Genomic DNA, 15,343 nt, shown 5'->3' on the forward strand with positions numbered 1-15,343 from the left:
CCCCGCGCGCCGACTACCCCCCGTGGGCGGCGGGCCCCGGGGCCGTCGCCGCGCCGCCCGGGGACCTCGCCGAGGCGCTGCGCCGGGTGGACGCCCTCGGCGACGCCCGGCTGGGCGTGTTGGACGCGCCGTCCCCGGGCGACCTCCCGCAGCTGCCCGTGGCCCTGGTCTCCTGCGGCACCCCGTCCGGCCCGCTGGCGGCCGGTGCGGTGCGGACGGACCTCGCCCGGCTGGCCGCCGCCTGCCGGTCCGTCGAACTGCACCTGGCGGCGGTGGGCGGGGGAGCCGTGCCGGTGGTCGGCGTCGACCCGTCCCACGCGCTCGGCCGGGCCCTGCGCTGGGCCGTCCTCGGCCGGCCGCTCCGGGGCGACCGCCCGGTGCCGGAGTCCGCCTGGCGGGAGCACCCGCAGGCCGGGCACTGGTACGGAGCCCTGGCCCGCCGGCTCGGCCGCGCACCGGATCTGACGGTGCGTCAACTCGCCTCCGAGCAGGCGTACCTGGCGCAGGCCGAAGGGGCCAGGGCGGTCGAGGCGACCCCCGCCGACGCGGTCGCCCTCGCCGCCCTGGCCGCCCTCACCCGCCTGCTGGCCCGGGACGGCGGCCTGGCCGCCGCCCACCACGCCGCGCTCTCCGGCGCCGCCGCCCCGCTCGCCGCCGCCGGGCGCACCCCGGCCGCCTGGGCGGACCCCGGCTGGGCCGACCACTGGCTCGCCGACGTCGCCGACCGGGAACCGGACCTGCACGCCGCCCTGGTCCGGCTCACCGGCCTGCGGACGACCCGCTGGCAGCCCGTCACCCCCGGGGCCCGGCCGTTCGCCGCCGCCCTGGACGGCTGCGGGTTCACCGCCCTCGTCACCAGGGAGGGCCGCCCATGAACGGGCTGCCGGTGCTCACCCCGGCCGAGGCCCTGGCCGTCACCGGCGGCACCGCCGTCGTCCACCTCGCCGAGTGGACCCTCGGCCTGGCCGAGCAGCTCAGCCGCCACGCCCTGGCACACCCCGTACGCCTGGTGCCGGTGCGCGAGGACGGCGCGCTGACGGTGGTCGGGCCGGTCCTCCACCCCGGGGCGCCCGCCTGCCTGAGCTGCACCGAGGTCCAGCGGCTCGCCACCGCCGGCGGCCGGGTGCCCTGGCAGAGCCCGGCCCTGGCGCTCGGCGGCACCGGCACCCCGGCCTTCGCCGAGGCGGTGACCGCCCTCGCCGCCGACCTGGCCGCCGAGAGCACCGATTCCGTCGCCACCGTCCACGTGGTGCACGGCGGCCGGGCCACCTGGTCCACCCACCGGGTCCGCCCGGTCGGCGGCTGCGAGGTCTGCCACCCGCTGCCCGCCGACACCCCCGAGGCCGCCCGGCTGCCCGCCACCCCCCGCCCGCTGCCCGACCCGGCCGTCCTGCGCGGCCCCAACGACCGTACGGAAGCGGGGCAGTTGAGGGACGAACTGTACGACGAGCGGTTCGGCCCCGTCCGCCGGCTGTTCCGCACCGAGGACTCGGCCTTCGCCCTCACCACCGCCTGGGTGACGGACGGCCGGGCGCTGGACGACGGCGGCTACGGGCGGGCGGCGGACTTCCGCGCCAGCGAACGCGTCGCGCTGTTCGAGGCGGTGGAGCGGTACGCGGGCATGCGGCCGCTCGGGCGCCGCACCGCCCTGCGGGCCTCGTACGCCGACCTGGTCGCCGAGCGCGGGCCCGGAGCCGTCCTCGACCCGGCCCGGCTCGGCCTGCCCGACGACGCCCCGCCGGGGCACCTCGCCGTGGCCACCATCCCGTACACCCCGGAGCTGGTACTCGACTGGGTGCACGGCTGGTCGCTCACCCACCGGCGCCCGGTCGCCGTCCCGGAGCACGTCGCCTACTGGGACGTGCCCGGGCGCGACCGCCCCCGGGTGGTCTACGAGTCCTCGAACGGCTGCGGACTCGGCAACAGCCCCCAGGAGGCCGCGCTCTACGGCCTGTTCGAGGTCGCCGAGCGCGACGCCTTCCTGATGGCCTGGTACGCCCGCACCCCGCTGCCCGGCGTCGCCGTCCCCACCGAGGACCCGCGGATCGCCGAACTCGCCGACCGCGCCCGGCTGTTCGGCTACCGGCTCACCCTGCTCGACGCCACCAACGACCTCGGCATCCCCGCCGTGCTCGCCCTCTGCCGCCACCACGGCGACCACCCCGACGCCCCGCGCACCTTCCTCGCCGCCGGAGCCCACCACGACCCCCTCGCGGCGATCCGCTCCGCCGTCGCCGAAGTGGTCACCAACGTCCAGGAGGCGCCGCACCGCGCCACCACCCCGGGCGGGCCGCGCGACCCGCGGCGGCTGCGGCCGATGCTGGACCGCCCCGACCTGGTCGTCACCCTGGACGACCACGTCGGCCTCAACGCCCTGCCCGAGGCGCAGCCCCGCCTCGACTTCCTCTTCGCCGGCCCGCCCCCGGTGCCCTGGACCGAGCGGTGGCCCGGCGCCCCCGCACCGGTCGGCGACCTCACCGCGCTGCTGGAGCGGACCGTCGCCCGGCTGGCGGGGGAGGGCCTGGAGGTCCTGGCGGTCACCCAGGACGAACCCGGCGTCCGCGACCGGCTGGGCCTGCACTGCGCCAAGGTCGTCGTCCCCGGCACCCTGCCGATGACCTTCGGCCACGCCAACCGCCGCACCCGGGGCCTGCCCCGCCTCCTGGACGTCCCGTACCGCCTCGGCCGCACCCCGGCGCCCCTGCGGCACGACGAACTCCCGCTCCACCCGCACCCGTTCCCGTAGCCGCCCGTTCCCGTAGCCGCCCGGAAGGACCGCGATGACCACCCAAGCGCCGCCCGCCGCCCGCTGGCACAGCCTGCACCTCGCGCTGCCGCTGACCGCCCCCGAGGCCGACGCCTTCCTCACCGAGGACCTCGCCCCGCTGATGGCCGGGCACGCCGGCACCGACTGGTTCTTCATCCGCTACGGCGAGGGCGGCCCCCACCTGCGCATCCGCCTCCGCGGCCCGGGCCCGGCGCCCGCGCACCTGACCGACCTCGCCACCGAGCTCACCCGCCGCGCCGCCCGCCGCACCCCGCCCGACGGCCCCTTCGCGGGCGGACACGGCGAGGTCACGGAGGTCCCGTACCAGCCCGAGACCGAGCGCTACGGCGGCGCGGCCCTGCTGCCGATCGCCGAGGAGGTGTTCACCCACTCCACCCGCACCGCCCTCGCCGCCCTGGACGCCCTCCGCGCGGCCCCCGGGGACCGGTTGCCGCTCGCCCTCGACCTCGCCCACACCACCGCCCACGCCCTCGGCCTCGACGAACTCGCCGCCTCCCGCTGGCTGCGCCGCCACGCCGCCTCCTGGCGGTGGGTCACCGAGTTCCAGCCGCTGCCCGGGGCCGCCGTGCACGTCCGGGTCAACACCGTGTTCGCCCGGCAGCGCACCGCGCTGGCCCACCGCGCCCGGGCCCTGCGCACGGCGCTGGACGCCGGCACGGCCGCACCCTGGCTGGCCGACTGGGCGGCGCGGGCCGCCGAGGCCGCCGCCCGGATGCGGGCCGCCGTCCCCGCCTCCGCCGACGCCTCCGCCTCCGCCGACGTCGAGGAGCGCCTCTCCTGGATCTGGGCCTCCCAGCTGCACATGCTGTTCAACCGGCTCGGCGTCGGCCCCGACGAGGAGCGGGCGGTCTGCCGCCTCGCCGCCCGCACCCTGCTGGAGACCGGGCAGCCGTTCACCTTCTTCCCCGCCGACCACCACGCCCCGGACCACCAGTACCTGGAACGCAGCAAGTTCCAGATCGGCCGCCCCGAGGACACCGCCCTGCGCGACCTGCCGCACCACCCGGCCCCGCGCCCCCGCCCCGGCGACCTCCCGCTGCCCGCCGACCCGCTGCCGCCCGTCACCCTCGCCGACGCCCTGCGCACCCGCCACTCCACCCGCGGCCCGCTGACCGGCCCGCTCACCGCCGGCACCCTCGGCGGCCTGCTCTGGTCCGCCTACGCCGCCAACCCCGACACCGGGCACCGCCCGTACCCCAGCGCGGGCGCCCTGCACACCGTACGGCTGCGCCTGCTCGCCCTCGCCGTGGACGGCCTGCCCGCCGGCACCTACCAGTGCCTCCCCGAACACCGCAGCCTGCGCCCGATCGGCCCGGCCCCCGCCCTCGACGACCTCAAGGCCCTCTCCTCCTACCTCTCCCGCCCGGCCGACGACCCGGACGCCATCGGCATCGACCAGGCCCCCGCCGTCCTCGCCGTCCACCTCGACCTCGCCCACCTCCGCCGCCGCTACGGCCTGCGCGCCCTGCGCCTCGGCCTCCTCGAAGCCGGCCACCTGACCCAGAACCTCCTGCTGACCTCCGCCGCCTTCGGCCTCGGCACCACCCCCCTCGGCGGCCTCCAGGACGACCTGGCCCACGAACTCCTCGCCCTCGACGACCTCGGGGAACCCATCCAGTACCTCCTCCCCCTGGGCCGCCCGGGGACCGCCCGGGCGGGCGCGGAGTGAGTGCCCCCGCCCCGTGACCGATCGCGAAGGGAGCGGTGCGCTTCCGTACCCGGGGGCCGGACCAGGAACGCGCGCCGTCCGTTCCGGTCTCAGGTACCGGCTCGGACCGAACTGGCCGGCTCCGGCGCGTGCTCGTCGGGCAGGGGTACGGCGACGTCGAGGCGGCCGATCACCTGGCGGGCCGCTTCGGCGAGTTCTGGCGGGCCTTCGACGGTGAAACGGCGGTCGAAGGTGATGAGGAAGCCGATGAGCGCCGACCAGGACCACGCCCCCATCCGGATCCGGGTGATCCGCTCGTCGATCGCTTCGAAGCTCGCCGCGCCCGGGGCCCACTTCGCCACCAGCGTCGCCGGGCACTCCATCAGGACGGTGCCCCAGCACGGCCAGGTGTCCGCGGTGTCCCCCCGGTCGGGCTGGCTCTGGACGAAGCGGGTGATGTCCGCCTCCGGCACGTCCCGAGGACCGAACCGCCAGGCGGTGGAGGTCAGTTGCCCGATGCGGTCGAGCCGGTAGGTGTGCCAGGAGTTCCTGCGCTGGTCGTACGCCACCAGATACCAGCGCCCGGACCAGACGACGAGCCGATGGGGTTCGGCCAGTACCTCGTCGTCCTCCACCGGCCCGCGGTCGATGGACCGGTAGGCGAACCGCACCAGCTCGCGTTGCTGCGCGGCAGCGCCCAGCTGAGCCAGCAGCGCGGGATCGACCTGGGGCGGGGCCAACTCCCAGGCGTTCTCTATCTGCTCGATCGAGAAGGTCGCCAGCCTGCGGGCCAGGTGGGGAGGCAGGAGCTCCTTGATGGAGTTCAGCGCCCGCTTCGTGGCGTCCCCCATGCCGGCCACCGAGGCGGGAGCCGTCTGCAGGGCCAGCGCGATGGCGACGGCCTGTTCGTCGTCGACTATCAGTGGGGGCAGCCGCGCTCCGCGGGACAGCCGGTAGAAGCCAGAGGGGCCCTTGCGCGCCGTGACGGGATAGCCCAGTTCGCGCAGCCGGCTGATGTCGCGCCGGACCGTCCGCGGGGACACCCCCAGCCGCTCGGCCAGACCGGCGCCGGTCCACTCCTTCTGGGCCTGGAGCACGCTGAGCAGCTCCAGTGTTCGGTTGGCGGTCACGGACTGCCCTCCGGATCTGTGTGAGTAGAGGTCAGGTTACGTCCTCTTCCTCTGGCACGGTGCCAGTGGCTCGGAGGCGGAACGCCTCCCCGACACCCCCAGTACCTCGCCCTCGGCGACCGAACCGGGTGCACCCCCATCGAACAGAACGGAGGAACGCTGTGTCCGACAATCCGGCTCGGCCCTCACCCACCGACCGGGACGCCTGGTTGGGTCTGGTCGCCATTTCCCTCGGTGTCTCGCTGGTGGTCGTGGACTTCACCATCGTCAATGTGGTGATGCCGCCGATCATCGACGACCTGGAGATCTCGGCCTCCGGCGCTCAGTGGATCCAGGAGTCCTACGCGATCATCCTGGCCGCCCTGCTGCTGGCGATGGGCCGCTTCTCGGACATCCTGGGAGCGCGCAGGCTGTTCATGGTCGGGACCGTGATCTTCGGCCTGGCCAGCATCGCCGCGGCGGTGTCGCCCACCGGGGAGCTGCTGATCGCCGGCCGGTTCGCGCAGGGTGTCGGTGGCGCGATCATCATGCCGACCTCGCTGGCGCTGCTCAATCTGACCTTCCGGGGGCCGGACCGCGGCAAGGCGTTCGCCATCTGGGGATCGACGATCGGGGCGGCCGCCGCGGTCGGACCGCTGCTGGGCGGCTGGCTCGCCGACTACTCCTGGCGGTGGGCCTTCGGCATCAACATCGCGGTCGTCGCGCTGATCCTCGTCGGCGTCATGAGGTTCCTCCGGCCCTCCCCCCGCCAGCCGGGACGGATCGACGCCGTCGGCGCGGTGCTGTCGGTGCTGGGCTTCGGACTTCTCGCGTTCGCGCTGATCGAGGGACGCACCTACGGGTGGTGGGAACCGCGTAAGGACCTCGGTCCCTTCGGGGACGGTACGGGCCTGTCGGTCATCCCGGTCGCCCTGGTCGTCGCGGTGGTGTGCCTCGCCCTCTTCCTGTTCCTCCAGGTGCGACTCACCAGGGGCAACGGAACGGCGCCACTGATGGACACCTCGCTGTTCGGCATCAAGTCCTTCAGCACGGGCAACATCGCGACACTCGTCATCGCTCTGGCCGAGTTCGGCATGCTCGCCGTGCTGCCGCTGTGGCTCCAGTACGCCCTGGACTACTCCCCGGTCCAGACCGGACTGCTGGTCTTCGTCGTCGCGGTCGGCAGCTTCGTCGCGAGCGGCGCGAGCTTCGGCATGGCCGAGAAGACCGGCCCGGTCGGCCTGGTCCGGATCGGCCTGGTCCTGGAGGCCGCCGGCCTGCTGATGTTCGGCCTGCTGGCCGGCAGCGACTCCCAGTGGTGGGTCATCGCCATCGCCCTGTTCCTGTACGGCATGGGGGTCGGCTTCGCCACCGCCCAGGTCACCAACGTGGTCCTGGCGGACGTGCCGCCGCAGCAGGCCGGCCAGGGCTCCGGAATCCAGAGCGCCGCGCGCCAACTCGGCTCCGCACTCGGTATCGCGGTCCTGACCTCGACGTTCTTCACGGCACTGGCCTCCGACCTGTCGGACCGGCTCGTCGAACAGGGAACGCCCGAGGCCGGCGCCGACCAACTGTCCTCGGCGGTCTCCGACAGCGCCGGCGCGATGATCTCAGGGCTGGGCGACAACCCGCGGACGGCGTCCGCCGCCGAGGCCGCCCGCGACGCCATGTCCCACGCGATCCAGATCAACGGCTGCACCTGTGCCGCGCTGCTCGCCCTCGGCATGCTGGCGACCTTCCTCATCCCCCGGCCCAAGCAGGGGGCCCAGCAGTGGGGAGAGGGCAACGCCGCCGACGCGGCACCGGACGCCGGAATCAACGCCGGCCGGACCCACGCCCGGTAGTACGTCGCCGGGTTGATCTGATCGTGTGGGTTGTGGCGGTGCGAGCTGCGCCGCAACCTGTGGACTTGGCGAGGTGGAAAGGCTTCGCGGGGACCTCGGCGACTTCGTGGCCGAGGTCTTCGCGTTCCGTGCGCGCGAGGACCGGCGTCGGCAGGGGAATCGCCACCTTCGCGGGCTGCCGAAGGCTTCTCAGTCCGCCAGGCCCAGTGGGTCCGGGGCGGTGTCCAGCAGGTGGGGGCCGTTGTTGCGGACGCTGTTGACGGTGGTGGGGACGGCGCGGACGCGCAGGGTGTCGTCGGCGGGGCTGTGCAGCAGGTGGTGGAGTTCGGCGGGGTCGGTGTGGGCGGGGGAGAGCCAGATGGCGAGGTCGTCGGGGGCGATGGTGAGGGGCATCCGGTCGTGGACGCGGCCGGCGGAGTCGGTGGCGTCGGTGGTGATGACGGTGGCGGTGGCCAGCCAGGCGAGCGGGTCGTCCTCGGGGCGGGTGTGGTCGCGCCAGAACTCGTAGAGGCCGGCCATCAGCATCAGGCCGCCGGTGCTGAGGAAGTAGGGCTGCTTGTACTTCTTCCGGTCGGCGGCGGCGGGGACCTCGCGCCACTCGAAGTAGCCGTCGGCGGGGATCACGCAGCGGCGGGTGGTGAAGGCCTTGCGGAAGGCGGGCTTGGTGTCGACGGTCTCCGAGCGGGCGTTGATCAGGCGGGCGCCGCCGGACGGGTCCTTGGCCCAGGACGGGACCAGGCCCCAAAGTAGCGGGCGCAGTTGGCGCAGCAGCTCGCCGGTGTCCCGGTCGACGCGTTCCAGGACGGCTGGGACCGGGTCGGTCGGGGCGACGTTCCAGCTCGGCGCGAAGGTCTCGGCCGGGTCCCACCGGAGCTCCCCGAGCAGGGAGACGAGGTCCTGGGGCGTGGTGGTGGAGACGAAGCGGCCGCACATGCCCCCAGCCTGCCACGCGGTACGGACAACGGCGTTCAGCGCGGCGCGCGCCCGCCCGGAGTGTGTCCGAAGGCGCGGCGGTACACGTCGATGAAGGCGCTGGCGGAGGCCCAGCCGCAGCGGTGCGCCACGGTGGTGACGGGCAGGCCCTCGGCGAGCAGCACCAGGGCGTGGTGCAGCCGCAGCTGGGTGCGCCACTGGGGGAAGGTCATGCCGAGGTCGGCGCGGAACAGCCGGGAGAGGGTGCGGTCGCTGGCGCCGACGGCGCGGCCGAGTTCGGCGAGCGTACGGCCGTCGGCCGGGTCGGCCTCCAGCAGCGCGCACAGGGCGCGGAGCAGGGGCGTGGCGGGGGTGGGGAGGTGGAGCGGGCTCTGCGGGGAGGCGCGCAGCTGGTCGAGCAGGACGGCGCGCAGCCGGGCGCGTTCGGGGGTGTCCTGGTCGGGGGTGCGGGTGTAGGCGACGATCAGTTCGCGCAGCAGCGGGCCGACGGCGAGGACGGTCGGGCGGTCCAGGCCGAGCGGGTTGTCGGCGGCGGGCAGGCCGACCAGGTGGAGTTCGAGTTCGCCGTGGGCCTGGTGGGCGTGGACGGTGCCGGCCGGGATCCACAGCGCGCGGTCGCCGGGGGCGACCCAGGAGCCGGCGTCGGTGGTGATGCCGACCACGCCGCGGGCGGCGTAGGCGATCTGGTGGTCGTCGTGCCGGTGCGCGTCGATGGCGCCGCCGGAGGGCAGCAGGCGGGCCTCGGTCGACGCGACGGGAGTGTGGCGCGACGCGACGGGTGTATGGCGCGAGGCGACGGGATCGTGGCGGATTCTCGGCATCGGATGGCAGGTTATCGGAAGTCCGACAGCGGGTGCGGGCCCGAGGCTGGCGGCATGCCGAAACGATCCTCCGACCGAAGGTCGATCCTCCTGCTCTCCGTCGGGCACTCCTGTGTGGACGTCTACCAGGGCGCGGTGGCGGCCCTGGTGCCGTTCTTCGCGGCCGAGCGCCACTACGGCTACGCCGCCGTGTCCGGGGTGGTGCTCGCCGCCTCGCTGCTCTCCTCGGTGGCGCAGCCGCTGTTCGGGGCGCTCACCGACCGCCGGCCGCTGCCCTGGCTGCTGCCGGTCAGCACGCTGCTGGGCGGCGCGGGCATCGCGCTCAGCGGGGTGGGCGGCTCGTACGGGCTGACGCTGGCCTTCGTGGCGCTGTCCGGGGTCGGGGTGGCGGCCTACCACCCGGAGTCGGCCCGGGTGGCCCGGCTGGCGGCGCGGCGGGCGGGGGACGGGCGGCGCGGCCTGGGCACCCACCGGGGGATGGCCTGGTTCTCGCTGGGCGGCAACCTGGGCTTCGCCGCCGCCCCGCTGCTGGTCGCCGCCGTGGTGGGGACGGGCGGGCTGCGGCTGACCCCGCTGCTGGCGCTGCCCGCGCTCGCGGGCGCCTCCCTCTGCCTGCCGGTGCTGCGCGAACTGGAGCGGCGGCGGGCGGCCGGGGAGGCACGCGAGCCGGTTCCGGGGGCCGACGACCGGGCGGCCTTCGTGCGGTTGTCGCTGGCGGTGGTCTGCCGCTCGGTCGCGTTCGTCGGGCTGAGCACCTTCCTCTCGCTGTTCACCGCCCAGCGCATGGGCGGCGGTGCGGCGGCGGGCACGGCGGCGCTGGTGGTGCTGTACGCGGGCGGCGCGGTGGGCTCGGTGCTGGGCGGCGCGCTGGCGGACCGGTGGGGGCGGGTGGCGGTGGCCCGCTGGTCGTACCTGGTGGCGGCGGTCGCGGTGGCCGGGGTGCTGCTGGTGCCGGGCCCGGCGCTGTACCTGTTCGTGGCGCTGACCTCGGCGGGCCTGTACGTGCCGTTCTCCCTGCAGGTCACGCTGGGGCAGGACTACCTGCCGTCGCGGATCGGTACGGCGAGCGGGATCACCCTCGGGCTGACGGTGAGCGTCGGCGGGTTGGCGAGCCCGGTGATCGGCGCTCTCGCGGACGCGACCTCGCTGCGTACGGCGCTGCTGCCGCTGGTGCTGATGCCGGTGCTGAGCTGGGCGCTGTTCCGGACGCTGCCGGAGCCGGTGGTGTCGGAGCGGGTGGCTCCCGAGGCCGGGACGGCGCCGGTCGGGCGGTGACCGCCTACGGGTAGGCGGCGGGAAAGACGATCACCTCGTTGTGTTCATATCTGCTACGGTCGTTTTCGAAACGAACGATTGGTGAGTGAACGCTATGACGATGTTCGGCAGGCGCCGGTGGCTCTGGGGCTCACTGCTGTCCGTGGCCGTGCTGCTGGCCGGCGCGGGCGGCTGGGTGGTCTACCAGAACGAGTACGACCTCACGGAGGAGCGGGTCACCGTCACCGGCGGCAGGCAGCCGCTCCAGGGCGTCCTGGCCCGCCCCACCGGCGGCCACGGGCCGTACGGACTGGTGGTCTTCGTCCACGGCGACGGGCCCGTGGACGCCACCCACGACACCTTCTACCGGCCGCTCTGGGAGGCCATGGCGAAGGCCGGGTACGCGACGCTCTCCTGGGACAAGCCCGGCGTCAACAACGCCCCCGGCGACTGGCTGGACCAGAGCATGCAGGACCGCGTCGACGAGACCCTCGCCGCGATCCGCTGGGCCAAGGCCCAGCCCGGGATCGACCCGAACCGGATCGGGCTCTGGGGCGCCAGCCAGGCCGGCTGGGTGATGCCCAAGGCCGCCCGGCAGTCCCCGGACGTCAGGTTCGTGATCGCCGTCGGCACCGCCGTCAACTGGCTCCAGCAGGGCCGCTACAACCTGCTCGCCGAGCTGGGGGAACGGCACGCCTCGCCCGCGGAGACCGCGGCCGCCGTCGCCCGCAGCGACCGCAACCTGGCCGCCCTGCGGGCCGGTTCGACCTTCGAGGAGTACCGGGCCGCCGGCGGCGACGTCGACGGGCTGACCCCCGAGCGCTGGGCGTTCAACAAACGCAACCACCTCTCCGACGCCACCGAGGACCTCGCCGCCCTCCGGGTGCCGGTGCAGCTCGTCCTCGGCGGCCGGGACGTCAACGTCGACAGCGACGACACCGAGGCCGCCTACCGCCGCCTCGTCACCACCCCGGGCCTGCTCCACGTCCTGCGCCTCCCGGACTCGACCCACAACATGGTGCCCAAGGACGTCGAGGACTCCGAGCTGCGCAGCACCTTCCTCGCCGTCGCCGCACCGCGCTCGCTGTTCACCCCCGGCTACCTCGACGGCATGCGGAACTTCCTGTCCTCGCTCGACCCGGCCTCGCCCGACCACCCGAATGGCTGACCCGCGACGAAACGTGGAGCTGTAGGACCACTCAGCGGCCGTGCGGTTCGCGCTCCGGCTCGCGCGCCGGCTCGTACGCCGTCCAAGGGCGCAGCTTCTCCGGGTTGCGGACCGCCCAGACGCGGGTGATCCGGCCGTCGGCCAGGTCGAAGGCCGCCACCGTCGCGGTGCGGCCGCCGAGCCGGGCGACCAGGCCGGGGCGGCCGTTGACGGTCCGTTCGAGGAGGGTGAGCCCGGGGGCGAGGTCGGCGAAGTGGACCAGGTACCGGGCGATCCGCTCGCCGCCCACCACCGGGCGCAGGGCGGCGCCGGCCAGGCCGCCGCCGTCGGCGGTCATCGTGGCGTCGGGGGCGAGCAGGCCGACCAGGGCCGCGATGTCCCGGGCCTCCCAGGCCCGCTTGAAGTCCCGTACCAGTCCGGCCTGCGCGCCCGTCGGGGTCGCCGGGGCCCGGGCGGCCCCGATCCGGCGGCGGGCGGAGGAGGCCAGCTGGCGGCAGGCCGCCGGGGTGCGGCCGACGATCCCGGCCACCTCGGGGAAGGGGTAGCGGAAGACATCGTGCAGGATGAACGCCACCCGCTCCGCCGGGGTCATCGCCTCCAGGACGACCAGGAAGGCCATGGTCACCGACTCGTCCAAGGTGACCCAGTCCGCGGGATCGGCCGGCCCGCCGTCGGTCGGGCCGCCGATCCACTCGCCGCGGTCGGGCAGCGGCTCGGGCAGCCACTCGCCGACGTAGCGCTCCCGCCGGGCCCGCGCCGACCCGAGCTGGTCCAGGCAGATCCGGCCGGCCACCGTGGACAGCCAGGCACCCGGCGAGGCGATGGCCTCCTGCTGCTCCCGGGACAGCGCGTACCACCGGGCGTACGTCTCCTGCACCGCGTCCTCGGCCTCGGCCAGCGAACCGAGCAGCCGGTAGGCCAGGTTGATCAGCTGCCGCCGCTCGCCGACGACCACGCCCGGATCCGGTACGGAGGGGGTGCTCACGGTCGGGGCCGCTCCCCGGGTCTGCTCGTCCGTCATGGACCCTCGCCTCACACTTCGCCAGCCTGTGTCGTCGGATGAGCGGGACACTATCGATCAGCTGCCGCGAGGCAGAAGAGGGGAGCGCGTCATGGCCATCGGAACGACGGCGAAGGCGACCGCGGGCAGCACGGGCAGCACGGGCACCACGGACACGGCGGCGGGGCTGCGCGCCCACACCTTCCTCCGGGCCTCCGTGGCGCTCCAGACCGTGGCGGTCCTCTTCCAGGCGGTCACGGCCGGGCTGCTGCTCTCCACCTCCTACGGCGAGACGCTGCACAGCGTCGGCGCGCGCGTGATGTACGGGTCCTCGATGCTCTACCTGCTCGCCGCTGTCCTGGCCTGGCGGCCCGGCGGCGGCTCGCCCCGTCCGGTCCTGTACGCCACCGGGTTCCTGGTGCTGGCCTCGGCGCAGGTCGTGCTGGGCGTCGCGCACGTGCCGTCGGTCCACGTCCCGCTGGGCGTGGTCGTCTTCGGGCTGAGCGTGGCGGTACTGGTCCGGATGCCGGCCGTCCGCGCCACGCGGCGGACGGCCGGCACGAGGGACTGAGCGGGCCCTCAGGACCCGAGGGTCCAGCGCTGGCCGGTGGTCGGGCGGGTGGTGACGGGGGTGCCGGCGGTGCCGGCGCCCGCGTCGAGGGCGAGGCCGGTGGCGACGTTGGTGACGGTGACGGAGCCGGTGGCCTGGTCCTGGGTCAGCTTCCACTCCTGCCAGGGGTTGCCGGGCGACAGGTCGAGCAGGTAGGCGCTGTCACCGGCCGAGGCCCCGGCGGAGAGCACGGTGTGCCGGTGGGTGCCGGTGGCGCAGTTGTCGCTGATCCGGACGGTCCCGTCGGGGTTACTGGCGAAGGTCCACTGCTGCGCCGGGTCGCCGGGGCGCGCGGGCTCCAGGTCGGTGATCGAGCCGAGCGGCGCGGTGCACGAGCCGAGCAGGGACAGCGCGAGGCCGCCGCTGCTCAGGGAGTGGTACGCACCGTCGTCGACCACGCCGGACGGCCCGCCGGTGCCCTGCTTGGCGAGCCGGTAGAGGGCCGCGCCGTGCGGCGGGAGGGAGGCGCTGATCGGACCGGTGACGGTCGAACCCGCGCCCGTCCACAGCTCCTTGGCCTGGTAGCCGGAGCCGCCGAGGCCGAGTTCGGCGAGGCTGGTGGCGACGGTGCGGCCGGCCGACGGGTCCTGGTTGACCAGCAGCACGGCGGTGTCGCCGTTGGCGAGCTGCCGCTTGAGGACCACCGGGGCGTGCCCGTCGGCCGGCTTGGCGCCGACCAGGGTGGCGGGCTTCGCCAGGCCGTCCTGGTCGACGGCGATGACCTTCTTGTTCTTCAGGATCGCCAGGTTGGTGTCGTTGATCCCGGTGGACCAGGTGTAGCCGTCCGCACTGTGCTGCGACTGCGCGGCGGTGCGCAGGTCGGCGCCGGAGATCATCGGCGCGGCGAGCATGGCGAGGACCGAGGCCTCCGTCCGCGACTCGTCGTCGGTGAAGGGCTTGTGGCAGGTGCAGGTGTCCGTGGTGCCCCACAGGCCGTAGACGTCCTGCCAGCCGGTGAACATCATGTCCAGGTCGTTCCAGCTGCCCGGGCGGACGTTGCCCGGGTACTGCAGCGCGGTCTGCAACTGCCCGTTCCAGAGCACCCCGTCGAGCTCGCTGTCCCGGTCGCCGCCGATCCGGCAGAGGTTGGCGACCTGGCCGCACCAGATGCCGGTGGGCGCGTAGCCGGGGGCGTGGAAGGGGGCCGTCCCGGCGGCCTGGACCACCGGGTCGGTGCGGGCCGGGTCGTCGGCGGCGAGCAGGTACGGGACTCCGCTGTGGACGGGCTGGGCGGAGACGCTGAGGGTGACCTTGGGCTTCCCCTGGGCGGAGGAGGCGGCGTCCAGGGCGTGCTGGAAGGTCTGCACCCGGGCGTAGATGGAGCGGGTCAGCTCCTTGCCCTCGCCCTGGGTGTAGTAGTTGTGCCCGTCCGGGCCGACGATCTGCGGGCCGTACGGGCAGTCGTCGTACTTGACGAAGTCGACGCCCCAGGAGACGAAGTCGGCGGCGTCGGTGGACTCGTGGCCGAGGCTGCCGGGGTGCATCTGGCAGGTGAGGTAGGTGTCGGTGGCGTAGAGGCCGAACTTCATGCCCTTGCTGTGCGCGTACTGGGCGAGGTACGCGATGCCGTTGACGGTGTGGCCGTCGACGGTCCGCTCGGGGAAGTGGTCGGGGCGCGGGACCAGGTGGCCGGAGGTGGGGTCGTTGCCGGTGCCGTCGGTGCCGCTGACCGGGTTGCCGGCGTTGTCGTACAGCTGGAGGCCGCCGTCGGCGTTGCGGACCAGGTCGGAGCTCTGGCCGTCGCGGTGCCAGAGCGACCAGCCGTCGTCGATGGTGACGGTGTCGTAGCCGGCCGCGACCAGGCCGTTGGCGGCCATGAAGTCGATGGTCTGGACGACCTGCTCCTGGGTGACCTCGGTGCCGAGGGAGTTCCAGGAGTTCCAGCCCATCGGCGGGGTCAGGGCGTTGCCGTTGCCGAGGCCGGGGCCGGTGCCGATCGCGGTGGGGGTGGGGGTGGCGGTGGCGGGAGCGGCCGTGCCGAGGCCGACGGCTCCGAGGCCGGCGGTCGCGAGCGCGAGGGAGAGCAGGGATGCCGCGACACGGCGGCGGGTTCGGCGCATGAGCGCCCTCCTGAGGGGTGGGGGATGGTGAGATGACGAACCGTCAGGAAGCGAGGGGGTGCGGCCGGCCGGGTGGGGCCGGCCGGCCGCGGTTGTGCTGTGTGGGGG

At 74.8% G+C, this 15,343-nt stretch carries 11 protein-coding genes and 1 pseudogene; 7 read left to right on the forward strand and 5 right to left on the reverse strand.

Annotated elements, in window-relative coordinates; translation table 11 throughout:
• The 3 genes and pseudogenes from ACFU7Z_RS21465 to ACFU7Z_RS21475 all read left to right on the forward strand — a co-directional run.
• Positions 1–875: pseudogene (locus ACFU7Z_RS21465) on the forward strand (hypothetical protein); the annotation flags it as partial.
• Positions 872–2,746 carry a TOMM precursor leader peptide-binding protein gene (locus ACFU7Z_RS21470; RefSeq protein ID WP_380778925.1) on the forward strand — a complete coding sequence of 625 codons (1,875 nt, stop codon included), beginning with the start codon at positions 872–874 and terminating at the stop codon, positions 2,744–2,746. The pseudogene ACFU7Z_RS21465 and the gene ACFU7Z_RS21470, both read left to right, overlap by 4 nt.
• A gap of 34 nt (positions 2,747–2,780) precedes the next feature.
• Positions 2,781–4,457: a thiopeptide-type bacteriocin biosynthesis protein gene (locus ACFU7Z_RS21475; protein ID WP_380778928.1), complete on the forward strand. Its 1,677-nt coding sequence runs from the start codon at positions 2,781–2,783 to the stop codon at positions 4,455–4,457.
• Positions 4,458–4,546: 89 nt separating this feature from the next.
• On the opposite strand, the gene ACFU7Z_RS21480 is transcribed toward ACFU7Z_RS21475, so the two are convergent.
• Positions 4,547–5,566, reverse strand: a complete 1,020-nt coding sequence (locus ACFU7Z_RS21480) for a helix-turn-helix transcriptional regulator (RefSeq protein ID WP_380778930.1) — start codon at positions 5,564–5,566, stop codon at positions 4,547–4,549.
• A gap of 161 nt (positions 5,567–5,727) precedes the next feature.
• On the opposite strand from ACFU7Z_RS21480, the gene ACFU7Z_RS21485 reads away from it, so the two are divergent.
• Positions 5,728–7,389 (forward strand): DHA2 family efflux MFS transporter permease subunit, encoded by a 1,662-nt coding sequence (locus ACFU7Z_RS21485; RefSeq protein ID WP_380778932.1) that lies wholly within the window; start codon positions 5,728–5,730, stop codon positions 7,387–7,389.
• 189 nt (positions 7,390–7,578) lie between these two features.
• Here ACFU7Z_RS21485 and ACFU7Z_RS21490 read toward each other — a convergent pair whose 3' ends face one another.
• Both ACFU7Z_RS21490 and ACFU7Z_RS21495 read right to left on the reverse strand, forming a co-directional pair.
• Positions 7,579–8,322, reverse strand: a complete 744-nt coding sequence (locus tag ACFU7Z_RS21490) for an SOS response-associated peptidase (RefSeq protein ID WP_380778934.1) — start codon at positions 8,320–8,322, stop codon at positions 7,579–7,581.
• A 35-nt stretch (positions 8,323–8,357) separates the two neighbouring features.
• Positions 8,358–9,143, reverse strand: coding sequence for an AraC family transcriptional regulator (locus ACFU7Z_RS21495; RefSeq protein WP_380778936.1), 786 nt, complete (start codon positions 9,141–9,143; stop codon positions 8,358–8,360).
• A 54-nt stretch (positions 9,144–9,197) separates the two neighbouring features.
• On the opposite strand from ACFU7Z_RS21495, the gene ACFU7Z_RS21500 reads away from it, so the two are divergent.
• Both ACFU7Z_RS21500 and ACFU7Z_RS21505 read left to right on the forward strand, forming a co-directional pair.
• Positions 9,198–10,418 (forward strand): MFS transporter, encoded by a 1,221-nt coding sequence (locus ACFU7Z_RS21500; protein WP_380778938.1) that lies wholly within the window; start codon positions 9,198–9,200, stop codon positions 10,416–10,418.
• A 94-nt stretch (positions 10,419–10,512) separates the two neighbouring features.
• Entirely contained in the window at positions 10,513–11,565 is a 1,053-nt protein-coding gene (locus ACFU7Z_RS21505; protein ID WP_380778948.1) for an alpha/beta hydrolase family protein, read from the forward strand.
• Between the two features lie 31 nt (positions 11,566–11,596).
• Here ACFU7Z_RS21505 and sigJ read toward each other — a convergent pair whose 3' ends face one another.
• Positions 11,597–12,586, reverse strand: a complete 990-nt coding sequence (sigJ, locus tag ACFU7Z_RS21510; RefSeq protein ID WP_380778940.1) for an RNA polymerase sigma factor SigJ — start codon at positions 12,584–12,586, stop codon at positions 11,597–11,599.
• A 91-nt stretch (positions 12,587–12,677) separates the two neighbouring features.
• On the opposite strand from sigJ, the gene ACFU7Z_RS21515 reads away from it, so the two are divergent.
• Positions 12,678–13,136, forward strand: coding sequence for a hypothetical protein (locus ACFU7Z_RS21515; RefSeq protein ID WP_380778944.1), 459 nt, complete (start codon positions 12,678–12,680; stop codon positions 13,134–13,136).
• A gap of 8 nt (positions 13,137–13,144) precedes the next feature.
• Here the strand turns inward: ACFU7Z_RS21515 and ACFU7Z_RS21520 are convergent, their stop codons facing one another.
• Entirely contained in the window at positions 13,145–15,235 is a 2,091-nt protein-coding gene (locus tag ACFU7Z_RS21520) for an alpha-galactosidase (RefSeq protein ID WP_380778946.1), read from the reverse strand.
• Between the last annotated feature and the right edge of the window lie 108 nt (positions 15,236–15,343).

Origin of the sequence: Kitasatospora sp. NPDC057518 (assembly GCF_042802075.1) — a bacterium.
GTDB lineage: Bacteria > Actinomycetota > Actinomycetes > Streptomycetales > Streptomycetaceae > Kitasatospora.

Excerpts from the sequence above, each read along its gene's own strand:
- ACFU7Z_RS21470 (WP_380778925.1), top strand. The coding sequence starts at position 872 with ATGAACGGGCTGCCGGTGCTCACCCCGGCCGAGGCCCTGGCCGTCACC.
- ACFU7Z_RS21475 (WP_380778928.1), top strand. The coding sequence starts at position 2,781 with ATGACCACCCAAGCGCCGCCCGCCGCCCGCTGGCACAGCCTGCACCTC.
- ACFU7Z_RS21490 (WP_380778934.1), bottom strand. The coding sequence starts at position 8,322 with ATGTGCGGCCGCTTCGTCTCCACCACCACGCCCCAGGACCTCGTCTCC.
- ACFU7Z_RS21495 (WP_380778936.1), bottom strand. The coding sequence starts at position 9,143 with ATGCCGAGAATCCGCCACGATCCCGTCGCCTCGCGCCATACACCCGTC.
- ACFU7Z_RS21500 (WP_380778938.1), top strand. The coding sequence starts at position 9,198 with ATGCCGAAACGATCCTCCGACCGAAGGTCGATCCTCCTGCTCTCCGTC.
- ACFU7Z_RS21505 (WP_380778948.1), top strand. The coding sequence starts at position 10,513 with ATGACGATGTTCGGCAGGCGCCGGTGGCTCTGGGGCTCACTGCTGTCC.
- sigJ (WP_380778940.1), bottom strand. The coding sequence starts at position 12,586 with ATGACGGACGAGCAGACCCGGGGAGCGGCCCCGACCGTGAGCACCCCC.
- ACFU7Z_RS21515 (WP_380778944.1), top strand. The coding sequence starts at position 12,678 with ATGGCCATCGGAACGACGGCGAAGGCGACCGCGGGCAGCACGGGCAGC.
- ACFU7Z_RS21520 (WP_380778946.1), bottom strand. The coding sequence starts at position 15,235 with ATGCGCCGAACCCGCCGCCGTGTCGCGGCATCCCTGCTCTCCCTCGCG.